Genomic DNA, 19,796 nt, shown 5'->3' with positions numbered 1-19,796 from the left:
ACCGAGCTACGCCGAACGCGCTTCCAGGGCTTGCGTGTTCGACGCCCAGCGGTCGCGATGTTGGGGTGTGCGATGGCCGCGTCGTTCGCGGTGACCGTGCCCGCCCACGCCGCCACCCCGGCGGCGGGTCCGCCGACACCGGGGATCGCGACGGTGGGTATCCCCACCATGGCGCTCCCGTCCGGGGCACTGCCGGATCTCCGTCCGGTGTCTCAGGTGGTGGTGTCCACTTCGGTTGGGACCAAACAGGAATCGGTGGTGACGTCGACCTGGCCGCGGGTCGCCACGGGTGAGAGGACGGTTCTCCCGACGCCACTGGGCCCCGCCCATCGCGTCGCCGATCAGACCGCGGCGGCGGGTGACGTGGTGCGGATCGGGAACCTCGAACTGCGTCGCCCGCGCGCAGTGTCTCCGCAACTCGCCTCGGACATCAGCGCGGGGTCCGGTGAACTCGTAGCGGGTATCTCCGATGTCCTTCGGAGTAACGGGGTCTCGACCGCGCGTGCGGACAAGGTCGCCGAACAGATGGTCGGCGACGCCGCGGTCGGTGGCGTGATCGGTGCCGGGGTCGCGGCTCCGCTGGCCCTCGCCGTCGGCGGTGTGGTCGGTGGTGGGCTCGGGCTCCTCCTCACGCTTCCGCTCTGGCCGACCGGTCTGGTGTTCGGACCGCTGATCGGAACGGCCGTGGTCGCGACTCTGGTGGCACTCCCGGCTGTGGCGGCCGGTGTCGCCATCGGCGCGGCGCACGGCTACGACAAGGGATGGAAGGTGCCGCTCAACCGCAAGCCGGCAAAGCGGCCCCAGCCGACGACGGCCTCGCTCGACCGGGCCCCGGCCCAGGTGGCCCCGCCACTGCCGGTGTCGGCCCTCAAGCAGCTGACGCCGGTGCCTGCCGTCAAGCAGCAACAGGTGGCCCCGGCGCCTGCGGTGAAGCGCGTGACGCCGACACCCGCGGTGAAGCAGATCGCGCCGTCAGCGCCCGCCCGTCGTGACGCGGTGCCGTGCACGTGGGCTCGGATGGCCGAGGTCGCATTACAGGGAGGTGGCATCGGCAGCTGCTGAGTCGCTTCGAAGGATCGGCCCTGGCGCAGTCACGGACTGCGTCAGGGCCGCTTTTCGTCTCGGCTGCTTCTGTTGGGCCGTTTGGCTCTGGCTAGGGCTGATGTTCGATCAGCATCCGGATCGCGCCGACGATCGTATCGACGAGACCTTCGACGGTGTTGCCGCCGAGTTCGCCGCGCTGCTCGTCGGCGCGCATCATGATGACCGACTCCACGAGCCGGAACGGCAGCAGACACCGTTTGTCGGCCGGATCTCCGAGGGCTGCTGCCGTCAGTTCCGCGTACCCGGCCGCGAGTTCCTGTCGTGCGGTTCGGAAATCGACGAAGCGCGGTTCCCCGACCTCGGGCAGCAGGTAGAGCGCCCCGAGATTCCAGCGGGCGCGTGCGAGCTGCTCGACGTCGTAGCGGGCGAGGGTGAGCAGCCGCTCCAGCGCGGGTCCGTCGGCATCGAGCAGGGCGCGGGCCTGCTCGACCGATCCGACGACCGTGGTCTCCAGGAGATGCGCGAGGATGTCGTCCTTGGTGCCGAAGTAGTGGTACATCGAGGCCTGCCTGATGCCCACCGCCTCGGCGATCATCCGAGTCGATGTCCCGGTGTAACCGTGACGGGTGAAGAGCTCGGCCGCGGCGTCGAGGATCTCGTCCCGGGCGGTCTCGCCACGGCGTCTCGACGGGACCAGACGCGGGCGTCCGGGACCGCCGGATGTGGTGGCCGTGCGCGTGCCGGTCGCCATGATTCCTCCTGCTGTGGTGGATGTTCTCGACATAGTTGACCATGCCCGAGAACTCCCGGATGTCGGTGCGATCCCGCGACCTGGGCCGATTAACGCAGTCGTTACCCACGTTTTCGTGGACGGAACAAAACTGTCAACCGAAAGAAATGTGCGTTCGCTTATCTATCACCTGACAGATACGCGCTCAACGAGGAGCTCCTCGACAGAAAGAACGCATCATGACCACAACCCCGGAAAAGGCCGTCGTGCAACCGGTCACCGCTCCGGCCGGCAACCACGACGCCGACGACCTCTCCGAGTTCGGCTACGACCAGCAGCTTCACCGGTCGCTGGGCAAGTTCGCCTCCTTCGCGGCCGGTTTCTCCTTCGTCTCGATCCTGACCACGGTCTTCCAGTTCTTCGGCCTGGGTTTCGGGTTCGGCGGCCCGGCCTTCTTCTGGACGTGGCCGATCGTCTACGCGGGCCAGTTCCTGGTGGCCCTGTGCTTCGCCGAAATCGCTGCGCGGTACCCGATCTCGGGTGCGATCTACCAGTGGTCGCGCCGCATGGGCGGTGAGGTGATCGGCTGGTTCGGCGGCTGGTTCATGATGATCGCGCAGGTCGTCACCGCCGCCGCGGCGGCCATCGCCCTCCAGGTGGTGCTGCCCTCGGTGTGGGTGGGCTTCCAGCTCGTCGGCGACGATCCCACGCTGACCAGCACCAGCGGCGCGTCGAACGCGGTCCTGCTGGGTTCGATCCTGCTGGTGATCGTCACCGCCATCAACTGCGTCGGTGTCACCTGGATGAGCCGCGTCAACAGCATCGGCGTGGTCTGCGAACTCGTCGGCGTGGTCGCGGTGATCCTGGCGCTGTTCACCCACGCACAGCGCGGTCCGGGCGTCGTCTTCGACACCGGCGCCCCCGGTCAGCAGCCCGGTTACATCTGGGCGTTCATCGTCTCGGGCCTGATGGCCGCCTACGTCATGGTCGGATTCGGTTCGGCCGGCGAGCTCGCCGAGGAGACCCGCGATCCGCGTCGCGTCGCACCGCGCACCATCCGTATGGCACTGACGGTCTCGGCCATCGGCGGCGGCCTGATGCTGCTGGGCGCTCTCATGGCCGCGCCGACGCTCAGCGAGGAACTCGCCATCGGAGGCCTGCCCTACGTGCTCGACTCGGTGCTCGGAAGCTTCTGGGGCAAGGTCCTGCTCTGCGACGTCGCGGTGGCGATCTTCATCTGCACCCTCGCCATCCAGACCGCGTGCTCCCGCCTGATGTTCTCGATGGCCCGCGACGGCCGCCTCCCGTTCTCGAAGCAACTGGCACACGTCAACTCGCGGACGGGCACCCCGATCGCACCGTCGATCCTCATCGGCGTGCTCTGCATCGGCGTCCTGGTGGTGAACGTCGGCAACTCGGCGATCTTCGCGACGCTCGCCAGCGTGTGCATCATCCTGATCTACCTGGCCTACCTCGCCGTCACCGGTCCGATGCTCTACCGCCGGTTCCAGGGCTGGCCGCAGAAAGGCGGCGTCGACGCCGGTGGCCGGAAACTGTTCAACCTCGGCCGTTTCGGGATCGTGGTGAACCTCCTCGCCGTGCTCTACGGCGCGTTGATGGTCGTGAACCTGGCCTGGCCGCGTGCCGAGGTCTTCGACCCAGCCGGTGACATGCCGGTCCTGCGCTGGGCCGGACCGATCGTCATCGCGGTCACCGTCCTCGCCGGCATCGCGTGCTTCCCGCGCGGCAAAGAACATCCGAAGCCCGTCACCTTTGCTGCCTGACAACTCCGAGGAGCGCTAGCGACGCCCCCTTGCTGCCTGAGGTGCGAGGAGCGTTAGCGGCGCCCCCCTTGTTGCCTGAGGTGCGAGGAGCGTTAGCGACGAGCCTCGAAGGCCCGGTGACCCGAGCTCCCTACCGCAACCACAACCACATTCCGAGGAGACATCCGACATGACCATCACCGCCACCGGCACCGGCACCACCGCGGGAGCCCGTGAACACGCCCGGTCGCAGGCCGGTCGCATCACCGACAGCATGCCCGTCGTGCCGGCGTCGAACTGGCCGAACCCGCCCGCCGACGTCGACCCCGCCGACCTCACCTGGGCCGAGACCGTGCCCGGTGGGCGGTACACGAGCAAGGTCCTGGCCCGTGGCACCCGGCTGCGCCTGCACGACGTCGCCGGATCGGCCTGCGCGCACCTTCTGCTGTGGCGTGCCGACGCACCCTGGGAGCGTCTGAATGTCGCCGACACCGTCAAGGTTCCGTGGCAGGCCTACCTCGGCACCGGACACCCGCTGCTGAGTGACCAGGGCCGCGTCCTCGCGACGATCGTCGCCGACGGCTCCGGACACCACGACGCCCTCTGCGGCACCACGACCCTTGCCGCCAACACCGCGAAATACGGGGACGGACACGTTCATTCGGCCAGCCCGGCGGGTCGCGAGATGTTCACCCTCGCCGCGGCGAAGCACGGCCTGACCCCGACCGACGTTGCCCCGTCGGTGTCGTTCTTCCACGGGGTGAAGGTCGACGACGACGGCTCGTTGCGCTCCACCGGGTCAGCTGGTGCCGCCAAGTCGGTGGACCTGATCCTGCACCTGCCGTGCGTCGTGGCGATCGCGAACACCGCACATCCCGTCGATCCGTCGCCGACCTTCGACACCACCTCGCTCGAGGTGCTGGCGTGGAAGGCCCGGCCCGATCTCGACGCCCTGCTCGCCGGCGTCGCCGACACCGATCCCGAGTACCAGCGCGCCGTCGCCAACTCCGAAGATGCCTGGGCCGCAGCTCTTCTCTGAGCGTCCCGACCCGAGAGGAACACACTCATGACCACCACCATCGACTTCGCCACCGCCCCTGCCGCGGAACTCGCGCTCGTGTCCGGAACCGTCGTCTACGACGGACTGGTCGGCGAACGCGGCCCCTGGTCGGGAGTCGTCGCCGCCGGCGACGTGCTCACCATCGTCGACCTCTACGGCAACCAGGCCGTCGACACCCTCTTCTACGGTGCGGCCGACCACGCCAAGCGCTACTCGGCGCAGGCCACGATCGCCGCGCAGGGCAACATCTTCCTGACCACCGGCACCGTCATCCGCGACCAGGAGGGCGAACCGCTGATGACGATCGTCGCCGACGAGGTCGGCAACCACGACACCGTGGGCGGCGCCTGCTCGCAGGAATCCAACACGCTTCGCTACGGCCACCACACCAAGCATCAGCACGCGTGCGTCGAGAACTTCCTGATCGAGGGCAGTCGCCACGGACTCGGCAAGGCCGATCTGGTCGGCAACGTCAACTTCTTCATGAACGTGCCGGTCGATCCCGACGGCTCCCTCGGCATCGTCGACGGTCTGTCGGCGCCCGGCAAGCGCATCGCCCTGCGGGCCGACGTCGACACCTTGGTACTGATCTCCAACTGCCCGCAGATCAACAACCCCTGCAACGGATTCGACCCGACCGCGGTCCGCGTCATCGTGACCCGACCCGCGGCCTAGGGCCGTCGCGCCGAAACCCTTACCGCACATCGACCTGCGAGGAACCACACCATGTCTGCCGCCACCGGGGCCGCCACGCCCGCCCCCGTCACCGTCCTGCGGTCCGGTCCGCTGACCACCATCCAGGACTGGCCCGGTCGTATCGGGTACTGGAAGGTCGGGGTCCCGCCGTCCGGGCCCATGGACGACCTGTCATTCCGTCTGGCCAACCTCGCGGTCGGGAACCCCGAGACGGCAGCCGGTCTCGAGGTCACCCTGATGGGTCCGGCGCTGCGGTTCGACGCCGACGCCGTCGTGGCGGTCACCGGCGCGCCGGTGACCGTGACCCTCAACGGAAAGACCGCGCCGCAATGGGTTCCGCTGACGGTGTCGGCCGGTGACGTCCTCGACGTCGGGACGGTGGGGGCGCTCGGCATGCGGGCGTACATCGCGGTGTCCGGTGGTCTCGACGCCGAGGACTACCTCGGGAGCCGTTCGACGTTCACGATGGGTCGATTCGGCGGTCTGGCCGGCCGTCCGCTTGCGGCCGGTGATCGGCTCGCGCTGCTCGGCGCCCCGTCCGGCCCGGCGCGGCGCATCCTCGGTGACGAGCAGCCGGCATTCACCAACACCTGGCAGCTGGCGGTGACCGTCGGTCCGCACGGCGCACCGGAGTTCTTCACCGAGGCCGACATCGCCGACGTCTTCGCCACCGACTACGAGGTGCACTTCAACTCCGATCGGACCGGCATCCGACTCATCGGTCCCAAGCCACGGTGGGCGCGCAACGACGGCGGCGAGGCAGGTCTGCACCCGTCGAACATCCACGACAACGCGTATTCCGTTGGTGCGCTGGACTTCACCGGTGACACCCCCATCCTGCTCGGTCCCGACGGCCCCAGCCTCGGCGGGTTCGTGTGCCCGGTGACGGTGGTGACCGCCCAGCGGTGGAAGCTCGGCCAGCTCAAGCCCGGTGACACGATCCGCTTCGTGGCCGTGCGCAGCGAGGAGACCGCGTCGCCCAAGGAGACCGGTCTCGGCCGGCGTGCCAGCTTCGTCGACGTCCTGTCCTCGGGCGGCGACGCCGACAACGGCATCCTCGGCTCGACGACGACCGCCGACGGGACCACCTCGGTGACCTACCGGCGTTCCGGTGACGACAACATCCTCGTCGAATACGGCGACATGCAGCTCGATCTGGCCCTGCGCGCCCGTGTGCATGCCCTGAGCGAGCGCATCGCCGCCGAAAAACCCCGGGGCCTCATCGATCTCACACCGGGTATCCGGTCGCTCCAGGTCAAAGCCGACCCGGACGTGTGGTCCCAGTCCCGGATGCTCGAGTGGCTCACCGAATGTGAGAGCCAACTGCCCGCGGCCGAGGATCTCGTGGTGCCCAGCCGAACGGTGCATCTGCCGCTGTCCTGGGACGACCCGGCCACCCGCGAGGCCATCGAGCGCTACATGCTCGGAGTCCGCTCCGACGCTCCGTGGTGCCCGTGGAACATCGAGTTCATCCGCCGCATGAACGGACTCGACTCCGTCGACGACGTCTACCGGACCGTGTTCGACGCCAGCTATCTGGTGCTGGGCCTGGGGGACGTGTACCTCGGTGCGCCCGTTGCGGTCCCGTTGGACCCGCGGCATCGGCTCGTCACCACGAAGTACAACCCCGCCCGGACCTGGACCCCGGAGAACGCGGTCGGCATCGGCGGCGCCTACCTGTGTATCTACGGCATGGAGGGCCCCGGCGGTTATCAGTTCGTCGGACGCACCACGCAGGTGTGGAATCACCGCCACCCGCAGCCGGCGCCCGGTTTCGATCCCGAGCATCCCTGGCTGCTGCGCTTCTTCGACCGCATCTCCTGGTACCCGGTCAGTGCCGAGGAACTTCTCGACATGCGTGCCGATGTCGCGGCCGGCCGAGGGGACAGCACGAAGATCGCCGACGGTGTCTTCTCGCTGGCCGAACACCAGCGGTTCCTGGACGACAATTCCGACGACATCGCCTTCCGGCGGGAAAAAATGGAGATCGCCCGCGCCGAGGAACGTCAGAGATGGTTTGCGCAGGGTGAGTTCGCCGCCGACCTGAGCACGGTCGGGGCCGAGAACGAGGAGCGGGTGGCGTGAGCAAGGTCGACGAGATCTACACGCGGATCGCCGAGGCAGACCGTCCGGAGGTCTTCATCACGCTGCGTCCGCAGGCGGAGGTCGCTGCCGAGTTCGACGCAGCCCTCGCAACGGGTGGAGCCCTGGCCGGCACGGTCCTCGCGGTCAAGGACAACGTCGACGTCGCCGGGCTGCCGACCACGGCCGCGTGCCCGGGCTACGCCTACACACCCGCCACCGACGCCCCCGTGGTCGCGGCACTACGGGCCGCCGGTGCGGTGGTGATCGGCAAGACGAACCTCGACCAGTTCGCCACCGGCCTCGTCGGGACACGCAGTCCGTATGGCGCAGTGCGGGATGCACGACGACCCGACCGCGTCTCCGGCGGTTCGAGCTCCGGTTCCGCGGTGGCCGTCGCACTCGGGTTCGCCGACATCGCGATCGGCACCGACACCGCCGGATCCGGCCGCGTACCCGCCGGATTCGCAGGGCTCGTCGGGGTCAAGCCGACGGTCGGGGCGATCTCCACCGACGGCGTCGTGCCGGCCTGTGCGAGCTACGACGCCGTGACCATCTTCGCCGCAGACCTGCCGCTCGCCAATCGGGCGATGGCCGCGATGGCCACCGCGCAGGGCCCCCGGCCGTTCAAGTCGTCGGTGCCGCTGGCCGCGCCGGAACGACCCGTCGTCGCCGTGCCCGCCGTACTACCCGAGCTCGACGAGGCGTGGCGTGCCGCGTTCGTCGAGGCGGTGATGCGGGCCGAGGCAGCCGGCTTCGTGATCAAGACCATCGATCTGTCGCCGTTCCTGGCGGCGGCGAAGCTGCTCTACGAGGACGCGCTCGTCGCCGAACGGCACGACGCCGTCGGCGACTTCTTGGACTCGGCGGACCCGGCCGCCGCCGGAATCGACCCCACCGTCGCCGGGATCATCGGTGCCGCTTCGCGATTCAGTGCCGTCGACCTGCTGCGCGCCCGACGCCGCCTCGCCGAACTCCGGGCAGAGGCCATGGGGGAGTGGGGCGACGCCACCGTGCTGATGGTCCCCACCGCGCCTGCGCACCCGACGATCGCCTCGGTCGCCGCCGACCCGGTCGGCGTCAACTCGCGGATGGGTACGTATACGAACTTCTGCAACCTCTTCGACCTGTGCGGACTCGCCGTGCCGAGTGGTGAGGTCCCCGAAAGCGATGGTAGCCGAGCGCAATTCAGTGTCACCTTCCTCGGCGCTGCGCACGAGGACGCGGTTCTCGTCGACGTGGTGGCCCGGTTCCTCGGCGTTCCCGATGTCGGGGCCTCGTGGGTGGAGACCGAGGAATCGATCGAGCTCGCGGTCTTCGGTGCGCACATGCGGGGCGGCCCGCTCACCCATGAGCTCAGCGAGCGGGGTGCCCGCTGGGCGGGGGAGATCACGACGACCCCGACCTATCGCCTGGTCGCGCTCGACACCATCCCGCCGAAGCCGGGACTGATCCGCGATCCCGCTGCGGGACGGGCGATCCGGGGCGAGGTATGGCGCCTGTCCCCGGCCGCGCTGGGGGAGTTCCTCGCCGCCCTGCCGGAACCGATGATGCTGGGCAAGGTCGAGGTGACCGATGGGGAGACGGGACCCGCGCGGTGGATCGTCGGCTTCGGCTGCGCGGCCGACGCCGGCGCTGCGGGAACGGAACTCGATCGCGATCGGTGGTAAAGCGCGTGTCCAGGTGAGTTCCGTATGACACCGAACCCGGAAACCGGGCTCGGTGTCATACGGAACCGGGTGCCTTCCAGCGCGCCCACCTGGTCGTTTGTCCAAGGGGACGGTTTTGTGCACGTGTCTCGTTCCGGCTACCAATTTTCGATTTCCGATGCTTAACTTGCTCAGCGCAAGGGGTGGGAAGAAAGAAAGTTGGACGAGTGACCAGCATGGGGCGGAACGGAACTCAGCGTTCGGAGAAGGTCGCGCGACGCGCGGACCGCAAGCAGAAGCGACAGCATCGCGTCGTCGCGGGTGCTGCCGCGATCGCCACGGTGGCCGCGATCGGCGCCGGGCAGGCGATGGAACCGGCGGCGGCCGAGGCGGCGTTGCTCCCGGATTCCATTCAGAAGCTCGAGACGTGGTCGAAGGGCTTCAACACGGGTAACCCTCTCGGGGAACTGGTCAGCGGTATCGGCAACGGTGCGCTCGCGGACATCGCCGAAGCCTGGCGTATCGAGTCGTGTGTCTCCGGCGGCTCCCGCGATGGCGCCGACTGCTCGCAGTCGAGCACCGATCTCGGTGGCATCGGTATCGCCATCGTGCTGCCCGACCGGATCGAGGTCGTGCCGGTCGGGATCTACGACCCGGTCAAGGGCACCATCGAGTCGATCTCGAACTCGATCCTGGGCGACATCGCGCGTTGGATCGGGCTGGACGTCCCGCGCTCCATCGCCGACGCGCCGGGTACCGATGGCTCGGCGAAGGTCATCGGCAACGGCTTCCAACTGGCGGTGGCGTTCCGCGACGGCGACGCGACCGCTATCTCGTATCTCCCGCTCAGCATCGCGACCGCGGGGGCGAGTGACGGCCGTGCGGCCAAGTCATTTGCTCTACTGGGGGCGGCACACGCGTGGAACACCGACCCACTCGCGGTCACCGTCCTGGGTCAAGAGATTCCCCTCGTCAAGATCCCCGGCATCAAGGGCGTCGGTTGTTACGGCGGTCTCACCGGTGCCTACGCCGATGGCGTCGGAGCGTGTGCGAATGTGCTGGGCACCTTCGACTTCCGCTACCAGCAGCCCAACGGCGAGGTGCAGTTCGCGCTCACCGATCCGACGGCATTGTTCTCGGATCCGACGGGTGTCCTCGGTGACGCCGGACAGGAAGCGCTGCAGGGAATCCTGGCGGCGATCCTCAGCGGTTCCGGCATCGACTTCGACGGCGACTGGATGTCCCTCTCCAAGGACTTCGCCCGCCTGAGCATCGGCGGCGACTACGGCCTGCTGAGCGGCAACTTCCTCCGTCTCACCAGTGATTACGGCTTCACCGGTCCGATCACCGTCGACTGGCTGGGCTCCCAGGTGACGTTCCGTCCGCTGGTCGAGGTGAACGGCGAGTACCGCCCGAACCGCCTCGGCCTCCCGGTCATCACGTTCGGGCAGCTCGACACCGGCGAGATCATCCCGGTCATCCACATCCCGAGCTACGAGTTCCCCTTCGGCATCCCGGCAACCGACGACGCCGTGATCCCGCAGTCGAACACCGTCGCCCGGGTTGCGGCCTCGGCTCCCGCCGAGTTCGCGGCGTCGACCTTCGCGGAACCGGAAACCGCTGAGTTCGTGGGCCCCGATCACGAGGCGTCCGAGGTCGCATCCGACGACTCCGGCAGCAACATCGTCGAGGAGTACGTCGGCAAGCATCGCGCGGCCGACGACGGCTACGAGGGCAAGCACCGCGCCCCCGAGGCGCCCGCCGCCGGGGATTCCGACGCCGGCTCGGACAACGACTCTGACAACAGCAGCGGCGGTGATTCGGGTTCGGGCAGCGGCTCTGACTCCGGCTCCGACGACGGCAGCGGTTCGGACAGCGGATCCGACTCGGCCGGCGGCTCCGGCTCGGGTAGCGGTTCCGACAGTGACTCCGGCTCGGGCAGCGGTTCCGACAGCGACTCGGGTTCGTCGAGCGGCTCCGGCGCAGAAGCGGCCTGACACCGGCCGCCCACAGACCGGCGCCCCGGCACTGGACTCGATCCGTGCCGGGGCGTCGACCATCTTCCGACTCCCACCCCTGAGCTCGGGGCTCACCGTCGGTCGACGGATCGGCCTCCGGCGGGCGCGCGTGGGAAGGAACTACCCTGGACGCAACCGGAGCTGGACCAACGGAGCCGAGCAGGGAGGTCGTGATGGCGATCGATCGCGACAGAAGCAGAGCAGTGTCGGAGGTCGTCCGGCAGCATCCGGTGATGAGCCTGGTCGCGGTGTCGCCGGGTATCGCCGTGTTCGTGGTCCTGCTGTTGCTCGACCAGACGTTCCTGGCGATCCTGTTCGCCATCCTGGCGGTCGGCGGCGGGGTGTACCTGCTGTCCCGCAAGCGCTGAGCACGACGCCCGCGCGGTGAACCCCGACTCGACGATCGGCGCGGTTACAGTGGTGGCCAATGAGCACGACCGCATCGCTGCGCGGTGCCGGCGGGCGCATGCGGGTGAAGGGAGTGCGGGCGCATGATCGACGATTCGGGACGTCGCCACGGCCGGGCGGTCGGGCGGCCGGGTCACTGACCATGTCCACGCGCGTCGACGCCTACATCTGGGCCATCCGCCTGACCAAGACCCGATCCGCGGCCGGCGCCGCATGCCGCGGAGGCCATGTCCGTGTGAACGGCGTGACCGCGAAACCCGCCCAGCCGGTGGTGCCGGGTGACGAGATCCGCGTCCGGCTCGCCGGACGCGAACGCATCGTCGAGGTCACCAAGACCATCAACAAGCGGGTGTCGGCGCCGATGGCCGCCGAATGCTTCATCGACCGGTCGCCGCCACCGCCGCCCAAGGAGATCCTGGCGAGTCAGCCGCGCCGGGACCGTGGTGCCGGCCGGCCCACCAAACGCGAACGGCGACAACTCGATCGGCTCCGTGACTCGAGCTTTCTCGTCGCCTTCCTCGCCGTCGTGGTGCTACTCGTCGGGGGTTGTTCGGACGACGAGCCGGCCGACCCGAACCGGCCGAACACCCCCGAGGCTCCCGCACAGGCAGGGTCCGGACCGTTCTTCGGCAAGTGCGGCGGGGTGACGCTGGAAGAGGTCACCCGTATCACCGGCTTCGGCGGACTCACCGAGACCGTCAACAACACGTCGGTCTGTGAGTGGGACACCACCGGTTCGCGGACGGGTGCCGTCGCCTCGTTCAACTGGTACCGCGGTTCGCCGATCGGCCGCGAAGAGGCCAACGTCAAGCTGTCGCGCGACGTCACCAACAAACTCGAGATCGACGGCCACCAGGGGTTCATCGGTTACACCCAGTCCGGCCAGATCTGCGAGGTCGGTATGGGATTCGGCGCCGACTTCTTCGAGTGGTCCATCCGGGGCGATGCGGTCCAGGCGCGGCCCATCGAGCAGATCTGCGACGCCGCACGGGAGTTGGCGAAGCTGTCCATCGAGCGTGCCTCATGAGGCGGGCACTGGCGGTCCTCGTTGCGGTCCTCCTCGGCCTGACCGCACTCGTCGGTTGTGCGCGCACGGTCGACGGTGAGCCGGTGCCGGTGGGTGCCGCCGGACAGTCCGGCAGCAGCGACATCGACACCGATCAGTTCGACAAACTGCTCCTCGAATGCGACGTGCTACCCGACGCGATGATCGCCGACGTGGTGGCCGGCGGCGGATTCGCCGAACGGTCCTTCAGCGGCGCGATCTGCCGGTGGCTGGTGTCCGGTGCGACCGACGTCGTCAGCGTGACGTTCAACTGGTTCGAGTGGGGCAACGTCAACCTCGAGAAGGAGACGGCCAAGAAGCTCGGCTTCCAGACCGAGAACATCAAGGTCGCCAGCCAGTCCGCCTTCACCCAACGCGACCCGAACCGTCCCGGTGTCTGCGGCGTCACCGCGCGGGCTCCCAGCCGCGGGGTCTTCACCTGGTTCGTCGAACCCCGCAGCGCTCCCGCGGGCGACCCGTGCGAGGCGCCGATCAAGCTGATGGAGCTACTGCTCCAGGGCGGTCAGTAGCCCCGAGATTCCTTCTACTGATCGGTGGGCAGCGGACCCACCACCACACTCGCCGCGACCACCAGCTCGTCGCCGGTGCCGGGCATCATCAGCCACACGGTCAGCTGGTCGCCTTCGCGGACACGACGGAGGGTCAGGCGCGTCCCCGGCACGATTGGCCGCAGATACTCGATGACGACGCGGTGCGGCATGTCGACGAGGTCGGGGTGTTCGACGAGTTCGTCCTCGATGGCCTCGAGGTAGGCGGCGTTGTTGAGGTGCTTGAAGGGGTCGAAGTCGGTGATCCGCAGGACGTGCTCGCGGTCGGGGAACGGGATGTCCTCGGCGGCCGGCGCCTTCTCCGGGTTCATCGACTTCCATCGCAGACGGTGCTCGTCGGTCATCGACGACAACATCTCGAAGGCCTCGTCGGAGAGTCGGGACGGCACGCCCTTGTCGCTGACGTTGATCCAGAACGCCTCGGTCTCGACGAGGCCCGCGGGACGGTCGTCGGGATTGAAGCGGTTGGTCTCGTGTTCGGAGGTGAGCCGCACCCGCATGTTGGTCCAGCGCGTCGACAGCGCGCCGCACCAGCGCTGGGCGGTGACCGTCGCCGGCCAGGAGATGGGCCGGATGACGTCGATGATGGTGCGCCGGACGATCCAGAAGGGCTCGGTCTTCCCGAACTCGGTGGCCTCGAGATTGTCGTTGGCGACGTCTTGCAGGTACCGCGCGACGGCGTCGAGCCGCACCCGCATGTCCTGGTCGACATCACCGGTCCGGACCCGGTACTCCGCCTGATAGAACCGGGCGCCCTCCTTGCGGTCCGGGAGTGACCCCGCTCTCACGCCTGACGTAACCTGGCTCACTCGGGTCCCTTCGATGGGTCGCAGGTATCTTTGCAGTTAAGATACAGTCAAGGCTGAAACTAGAACACGTTCTACGTGTGGAATTACGGAGAAACAGCAGATGGCGCATGTGATTACCCGTCCATGTTGCAACGACGCCAGTTGCGTGAGCGTGTGTCCGGTGAACTGCATCCACCCGACGCCGGACGAGCCGGAGTTCTTGACTGCCGAGGCTCTCTACATCGATCCGGAGACCTGTATCGACTGCGGCGCGTGCATCGACGAGTGCCCGGTCGAGGCGATCGTTCCCGACGATCAGCTCACCGAGCGTGATGAGCCCTATCTGCAGATCAATGCGGACTACTACAAGGACCATGACGTCGAGGGCGGCCTCGTCCCGCCGCGCAAGGCGCCGCAGCTGCCCGACCGGGAACTGCACGTCGCCATCGTCGGGGCCGGCCCGGCCGCGTTCTACGCCGCCGAGGAACTCGTCCGTAAACCGTCCATCAAGGTCGACATGTTCGACCGTCTGCCCACGCCCTACGGCCTGGTCCGCGCGGGCGTCGCCCCGGACCACGCCGCCACCAAGGGTGTCGAGAAGACCTTCGCGTCGGTCGCCGCCAAGAAGAACTTCGACTACTACCTCAACGTCGAGGTGGGCAAGCACATCAGCCACGACGAACTCGTCGCCCGCTACCACGCGGTCATCTACGCGGTGGGCGCCGCGACCGACAAGCGGCTGAACATCGAGGGGGAGGATCTGCGCAACTCCGTCGCGGCCACCCAGTTCGTCGCGTGGTACAACGGCCACCCGGACTTCGCCGACCTCGACGTCGACCTCTCCTCGGAACGGGCGGTCGTCGTCGGCAACGGCAACGTCGCGCTCGACGTGGCGCGCATCCTCGTCACCGATCCCGACGAACTGGCCAACACCGACATCGCCGACCACGCCCTGGCGAAGCTGCGCGAGTCGAACATCAGAGAAGTCGTACTGCTTGGCCGACGCGGCATCGCGCAGGCGGCCTACACCAACAGCGAGTTCCTCGCCCTCGGCGACGTCGAGGGCGTCGACGTGGTCATCGATCCCGAGGACCTGGTCCTCGACGAGTCGTCCGAGGCAGCACTAGCCGACGACACGCTCGACTCGACCATCGCCACCAAGATCCGGCTGGCCCGCGAGTTCGCCGAACGTCCGCAGACCCCGGGCAACAAGCGGATCGTCTTCCGGTTCCTCGCATCTCCCGTAGAAATTGCCGGTGACGGCGAAGTGACTACGCTGACGTGCGTGCGCAACGCCTACACCGAAGCCGACGACGACGCCGCCGGCCGCGTGGCCGTGAAGGCCACCGACGAGAGATTCGACCTCGAGACCGGCCTGGTCCTGCGGGCCATCGGGTACCGCGGCGTCCCGGTCACCGACCTCCCCTTCGACGAGGGGCGCGGCGTCGTCCCGAACGCCGAGGGACGCGTGCAGGCGGCGACGGAGGGCGACGTGATGCCGGGGCTGTACGTCACCGGCTGGATCAAACGTGGAGCGACAGGTGGTATCGGCATGAATCGACTGTGCGGTCAGGAGACGGCACGCGCCGTCATCGACGACTTCGTCGCCGGGACCATCGGCGATCCGTCGACCCCGCGCGACGATGTCGCCGCCCTGTGCGCCGACCGCGGTGCCAATCGCATCGACCTGGCGGGATGGAAGGCCATCGACGCGGCCGAAAAGTCCGCGGGCAAGGCTGCCGGTCGCGCGCGGGCCAAGTTCGTCAGCATCTCCGAGTTCGAGGCGGCTGCCACCGCCGGAGCGCAGTAACCGTGCGGGTTGCACTGCTGTCCTACCGCAGCAAACCTCATTGCGGTGGGCAGGGCGTCTACGTCCGTCACCTCTCCCGCGAGCTCGCGCTCCTCGGACACAGCGTCGAGATCTTCTCTGGCCAGCCGTATCCGGAGCTGGACCAGTCGGCCATCGACGCCGGTGTCACGATCACCAAGGTGCCCAGCCTCGGGCTCTACGACGAGCCGGACCCGTTCCGGACGCCGAAGCTGAACGAGTACCGCGACTGGATCGATCTGCTCGAGGTCGGATCGATGTGGACGGCGAGTTTCGGCGAGCCGCTCACCTTCAGCCTGCGGGTCGCCCGGTTGCTGAAGGAACGGCGCGACGACTTCGACATCGTGCACGACAACCAGTGCCTCGGCTACGGACTGCTCGAGATCCAGAAGGCGGGCTTCCCGCTGATCGCGACGATCCACCACCCGATCACGCGCGACCGCACCCTCGCGGTCAAGGCGGCCCAGGGTTGGCGCAAGATCACCGCGTGGCGCTGGCACTCCTTCCTGCGTATGCAGGGGCGTGTCTCTCGCCGGATCCCGGAGCTGCTCACCGTTTCTCGCAGCAGCGAGGTCGACATCCGCAAGGCCTTCGACATCCCGTCGGGCCGCATCACCACGATCCCGCTCGGCGTCGACACCGAGATCTTCACTCCCCGTGCCGATCGCGTCCCGGGCCGGATCGTCTGTGTCGCCAGCGCCGACGCACCGCTCAAGGGTGTGTCCTACCTGTTGGAGGCGGTGGCGAAGCTCGCCGCCGAGCGCGACGACGTCAAACTGGTACTGGTGTCCAAGTTGGACCCGAATGGCCCTTCTGCCAGGATGATCGAGGATCTCGCGATCGGTGACCGGGTGTCGGTGGTCTCGGGACTCGAGGACTCCGAGATCGCGGAACTCCTGGCCTCGGCCGAGGTCGCATGCGTGCCGTCGCTGTACGAGGGCTTCTCGTTGCCTGCTGTCGAGGCGATGAGCTGTGGGACACCGCTCGTGGCCACTCGCGCCGGTGCGATCCCGGAGGTCGTCGGCACGTCAGAGGAAGCCGCGCTGCTGGTCCCGCCACGAGACTCCGGACGCCTGGCCCAGGCGATCGGGCGACTGTTCGACGACTCCGAGCTGCGGGCTCGTCTCGGTGCGGGCGGACGACGCCGCGCCGAGGAGAACTACAGCTGGGCCGCAGTGGCCGCGAAGACGGCGGCTCACTACGAAACCGTGCTGGCCGGTCATCGGCGAGCAACAGAAGGGACATCGAGTGCTGACAGTTGATTTCGACCGTCTGGGCGTGGGCCCGGGCACCAAGGCGATCGACATCGGGGCGGGTCAGGGACGACACTCCTTCGAGATGTTCCGTCGGGGAGCCGATGTCATCGCCTTCGACATGTCGGAGAGCGACATGGCCGACGTCGCAGAGATGTTCGACGCCATGACGGCCGAGGGCCATGTGCCCGCGTCGGCCAAGGCTCGCGCCGAGGTCGGTGACGCCCTGCGTCTCCCGTACGCGGACAACAGCTTCGACGTGGTCCTCATGTCGGAGATCCTCGAGCACATCCCGACCGACGAGGGTGCGATCAGCGAGATGGTCCGCGTCCTCAAGCCCGGTGGCGTGGCCGCCGTGACGGTGCCGCGGTACTGGCCGGAGAAGGTCTGCTGGGCCCTGTCGGACGAATACCACGAGGTCGAGGGCGGACACGTCCGCATCTACAAGGCCTCGGAACTGTCCGACAAGTTGCGCAAGGCGGGCCTCGAGGTCACCGGCACCGATCACGCACATGCCCTCCACGCTCCGTACTGGTGGCTGAAATGTGCTGTCGGCGTGGAGAACAACGACAACGTGCTGGTCAAGGGATACCACCAGCTGCTCGTCTGGGACATGATGAGCAAGCCGTGGCTGACCCGTGTGGGCGAGCAGGTGCTCAACCCGATCATCGGCAAGTCCGTGGCACTGTATCTCCGTAAGCCCGAGACCGCCGCGTCTTCATGACGGCCGCTCCGGCTGTCCCTGGAGTGGTCACCGCCGAGCAGATGCGCGCCACCGGCGCGGCCATCGTCGGCATGCAGGAGGAATCCGGCGCACTGCCCTGGTTCCCCGGTGGGCAGACCGATCCGTGGGATCACATCGAATCGGCGATGGCCTTGTCGGTGACCGGTTTTCACGCCGAGGCCGAAGCGGCCTACGAGTGGTCGCGTCGTAAGCAGCGCGCCGACGGCTCGTGGCCGATCCGCACCGTGTGCGGCAAGGTCGAGGACGCCGGCACCGACTCCAACTTCTGTGCCTACATCGCGGTCGGGGTCTGGCACCACTACCTGATCACCGGCGACGATGCCTTCCTGCAACGGATGTGGCCGGTCGTCTGGTCGGCCATCGACTGTGTGCTGCGCTTCCAGCGCGACGACGGCGCCTTCCGCTGGGGCGGCGACCATCGCACCGGCGCGATGTTCGGCGAGGCCCTGATCACCGGTAATGCCAGCATCTTCCAGGCCCTCGACTGCGCGATCCGGATCGCCGCCGAGCTGGATCAGCCCGACGACGCGTGGACCGCCGCGCACACCAAGCTCGGGGACGCCATCCGCACGGACACCGCGCGCGACTCCGAGTGGGAGATCTTCACGCCCCCGTCCGAGCACTCGATGGACTGGTACTACCCGATCCTCGGTGGCGCGGTGCGCGGAGAAGCCGGTCAGAAGCTGATCGCCCGCCGCTGGAACGACTTCGTCGTACCAGGCAAGGGCGTGCGCTGCGTCGACCACCGGCCCTGGGTCACTGGTGCCGAGACCTGCGAGCTGGCACTGGCTCTCGACGCGCTCGGCGACACCGACGACGCCATCCGGCTCATCGCCTCGATCCAGCACCTGCGCGATCCCGACGGATCGTATTGGACGGGACTGGTTTTCGCCGACGGCAAACGCTGGCCGGTGGAGAAGAGCTGCTGGACCTCGGCGGCCGTCGTCCTGGCGGCCGATGCCGTGAGTCGCACCAGTGTCGCGAACGGCATCTTCCGCGACGTCCGGCAGCGGTTGACCGTCGCGCCCTAGGCCTCCTCGCAGACGGCAAGCCATGGGGGCTCCCTTGCTCCCTGAGGTGTGAGGAGCGATAGCGACGAGCCACGAAGGGCTGGTGACCCGAGAACCCTGGTCTCTGTGGTGCCCATCACCTAGACTGGTGTCCAGTCAACCGTCCGGCTCTGTTCCGGCGGCAGCAACGGTGCCCGGGGAGGCCTCATGGATTTCGGAATCGTGCAGTTCACCAGCGATCGCGGGCTCAAGCCGCATGTGCTGGCACCGCTGATCGAGAACGCCGGCTTCGCGTCGTATTACGTTCCCGAGCACGGGCACATCCCCACCCGCCGCGATGCCGCCCACCCGCAGACCGGTGACGAGACCCTGCCCGACGACCGGTACATGCGCACCCTCGACCCGTGGACGTCCCTCGCCGCGGCCGCCGCGGTCACCGAACGCATCCGCCTGGCGACCGCCGTGGCGCTCCCGGTCCAGTCGGACCCGATCACCTTGGCCAAGACCATCGCCACCCTCGACCACATCTCCGGCGGTCGCGTGACGCTCGGCGTCGGATTCGGTTGGAACCTCGACGAACTCGCGGATCACAACGTGCCGCCGAAGCGGCGTCGGACCATGCTGCGCGAATACCTCGAGGCGATGCGGGCCCTGTGGACGCAGGAGGAAGCCGAGTACAGCGGTGAGTTCGTGAACTTCGGGCCGAGCTGGGCGTGGCCCAAGTCGACGCAGGGCCACATCCCCGTGCAGGTCGGTGCGGCCGGCAACGAGAAGAACTTCAAGTGGATCGCTCGCAGTGCCGACGGTTGGATCACCACGCCGGGCGAAGAGGACATCGAGGGGTCTGTCGCACTGCTCAAGCAGATCTGGTCCGACGCCGGTCGTGAAGGTCAGCCGGAGATCGTCGTCCTCGACTTCAAGCCGGTCCCGGAGAAGCTCGCGAAGTGGCGCGAGATCGGCGTCACCACTGTGCTCTACGGCCTGCCCGATGACTCGGTCGAACGCGCGACGGGCTACCTCGCGAAGCTGGCCGGCAAGCTCGACCTGGTCCCCGCAACCGTCTGAACCACCGAACGCGGTCGGCGTCGTTCGGCCGAGAGTCTGCACA

The 19,796-nt window shown here is 68.1% G+C and carries 17 protein-coding genes; 15 read left to right on the top strand and 2 right to left on the bottom strand.

All coding sequences use genetic code 11. The features are described 5' to 3' along the window. Positions 1 to 72: 72 nt before the first annotated feature. The gene (locus GONAM_RS07600) at positions 73 to 1,062 is read left to right on the top strand and encodes a hypothetical protein (protein ID WP_245548586.1); all 990 of its coding nucleotides are present in this window, start codon (positions 73 to 75) and stop codon (positions 1,060 to 1,062) included. 91 nt (positions 1,063 to 1,153) lie between these two features. On the opposite strand, the gene GONAM_RS07595 is transcribed toward GONAM_RS07600, so the two are convergent. Next, entirely contained in the window at positions 1,154 to 1,795 is a 642-nt protein-coding gene (locus GONAM_RS07595; protein ID WP_006866173.1) for a TetR/AcrR family transcriptional regulator, read from the bottom strand. Between the two features lie 218 nt (positions 1,796 to 2,013). Between GONAM_RS07595 and GONAM_RS07590 the strand changes: the two genes are divergently transcribed. The 9 genes from GONAM_RS07590 to GONAM_RS07550 all read left to right on the top strand — a co-directional run bounded on the left by GONAM_RS07590 (position 2,014) and on the right by GONAM_RS07550 (position 13,025). Next, positions 2,014 to 3,558, top strand: coding sequence for an amino acid permease (locus GONAM_RS07590; protein WP_006866172.1), 1,545 nt, complete (start codon positions 2,014 to 2,016; stop codon positions 3,556 to 3,558). Between the two features lie 169 nt (positions 3,559 to 3,727). Continuing rightward, entirely contained in the window at positions 3,728 to 4,576 is an 849-nt protein-coding gene (locus tag GONAM_RS07585) for an urea amidolyase associated protein UAAP1 (RefSeq protein ID WP_006866171.1), read from the top strand. Positions 4,577 to 4,603: 27 nt separating this feature from the next. Continuing rightward, positions 4,604 to 5,272, top strand: a complete 669-nt coding sequence (locus GONAM_RS07580; protein ID WP_006866170.1) for an urea amidolyase associated protein UAAP2 — start codon at positions 4,604 to 4,606, stop codon at positions 5,270 to 5,272. Between the two features lie 51 nt (positions 5,273 to 5,323). Further along, positions 5,324 to 7,378 carry a 5-oxoprolinase/urea amidolyase family protein gene (locus GONAM_RS07575; protein WP_006866169.1) on the top strand — a complete coding sequence of 685 codons (2,055 nt, stop codon included), beginning with the start codon at positions 5,324 to 5,326 and terminating at the stop codon, positions 7,376 to 7,378. Then, positions 7,375 to 9,045 carry an allophanate hydrolase gene (gene atzF / locus GONAM_RS07570; RefSeq protein ID WP_006866168.1) on the top strand — a complete coding sequence of 557 codons (1,671 nt, stop codon included), beginning with the start codon at positions 7,375 to 7,377 and terminating at the stop codon, positions 9,043 to 9,045. Before GONAM_RS07575 ends, atzF begins: the two co-directional genes overlap by 4 nt. Positions 9,046 to 9,260: 215 nt before the next feature. After that, complete coding sequence (locus GONAM_RS22190) at positions 9,261 to 11,021, top strand: hypothetical protein (RefSeq protein ID WP_006866167.1); 1,761 nt, start codon at positions 9,261 to 9,263, stop codon at positions 11,019 to 11,021. Between the two features lie 194 nt (positions 11,022 to 11,215). Then, on the top strand, positions 11,216 to 11,410 hold the full coding sequence (locus GONAM_RS07560; protein ID WP_005201466.1) for a hypothetical protein: 195 nt from the start codon (positions 11,216 to 11,218) through the stop codon (positions 11,408 to 11,410). A gap of 182 nt (positions 11,411 to 11,592) precedes the next feature. Further along, entirely contained in the window at positions 11,593 to 12,477 is an 885-nt protein-coding gene (locus tag GONAM_RS07555; RefSeq protein ID WP_006866165.1) for a DUF3558 family protein, read from the top strand. Further along, a complete protein-coding gene (locus GONAM_RS07550; RefSeq protein ID WP_006866164.1) occupies positions 12,474 to 13,025 on the top strand; it encodes a DUF3558 domain-containing protein in 552 nt (183 codons plus the stop codon). The genes GONAM_RS07555 and GONAM_RS07550 overlap by 4 nt, the downstream gene beginning before the upstream one ends. 14 nt (positions 13,026 to 13,039) lie before the next feature. Here GONAM_RS07550 and GONAM_RS07545 read toward each other — a convergent pair whose 3' ends face one another. Continuing rightward, the gene (locus GONAM_RS07545; RefSeq protein WP_006866163.1) at positions 13,040 to 13,873 is read right to left on the bottom strand and encodes an acyl-[acyl-carrier-protein] thioesterase; all 834 of its coding nucleotides are present in this window, start codon (positions 13,871 to 13,873) and stop codon (positions 13,040 to 13,042) included. 100 nt (positions 13,874 to 13,973) lie between these two features. Between GONAM_RS07545 and GONAM_RS07540 the strand changes: the two genes are divergently transcribed. The 5 genes from GONAM_RS07540 (at position 13,974) to GONAM_RS07520 (ending at position 19,753) form a co-directional block, all read left to right on the top strand. Continuing rightward, positions 13,974 to 15,662, top strand: coding sequence for an FAD-dependent oxidoreductase (locus GONAM_RS07540; protein ID WP_083876387.1), 1,689 nt, complete (start codon positions 13,974 to 13,976; stop codon positions 15,660 to 15,662). 2 nt (positions 15,663 to 15,664) lie between these two features. After that, positions 15,665 to 16,942, top strand: coding sequence for a glycosyltransferase family 4 protein (locus GONAM_RS07535; protein WP_006866161.1), 1,278 nt, complete (start codon positions 15,665 to 15,667; stop codon positions 16,940 to 16,942). Then, entirely contained in the window at positions 16,929 to 17,657 is a 729-nt protein-coding gene (locus GONAM_RS07530) for a class I SAM-dependent methyltransferase (RefSeq protein WP_006866160.1), read from the top strand. Before GONAM_RS07535 ends, GONAM_RS07530 begins: the two co-directional genes overlap by 14 nt. Then, on the top strand, positions 17,654 to 18,709 hold the full coding sequence (locus tag GONAM_RS07525) for a prenyltransferase/squalene oxidase repeat-containing protein (RefSeq protein ID WP_040535703.1): 1,056 nt from the start codon (positions 17,654 to 17,656) through the stop codon (positions 18,707 to 18,709). The genes GONAM_RS07530 and GONAM_RS07525 overlap by 4 nt, the downstream gene beginning before the upstream one ends. Positions 18,710 to 18,895: 186 nt before the next feature. Beyond that, positions 18,896 to 19,753: an LLM class F420-dependent oxidoreductase gene (locus GONAM_RS07520; protein WP_006866158.1), complete on the top strand. Its 858-nt coding sequence runs from the start codon at positions 18,896 to 18,898 to the stop codon at positions 19,751 to 19,753. Positions 19,754 to 19,796: the final 43 nt, after the last annotated feature.

Source organism: Gordonia namibiensis NBRC 108229 (genome assembly GCF_000298235.1).
In the GTDB taxonomy this organism is placed as follows: Bacteria; Actinomycetota; Actinomycetes; order Mycobacteriales; family Mycobacteriaceae; genus Gordonia; species Gordonia namibiensis.
Note: the sequence above shows the minus strand (reverse complement) of the source record. Positions and strands in the feature narration are given on the sequence as shown.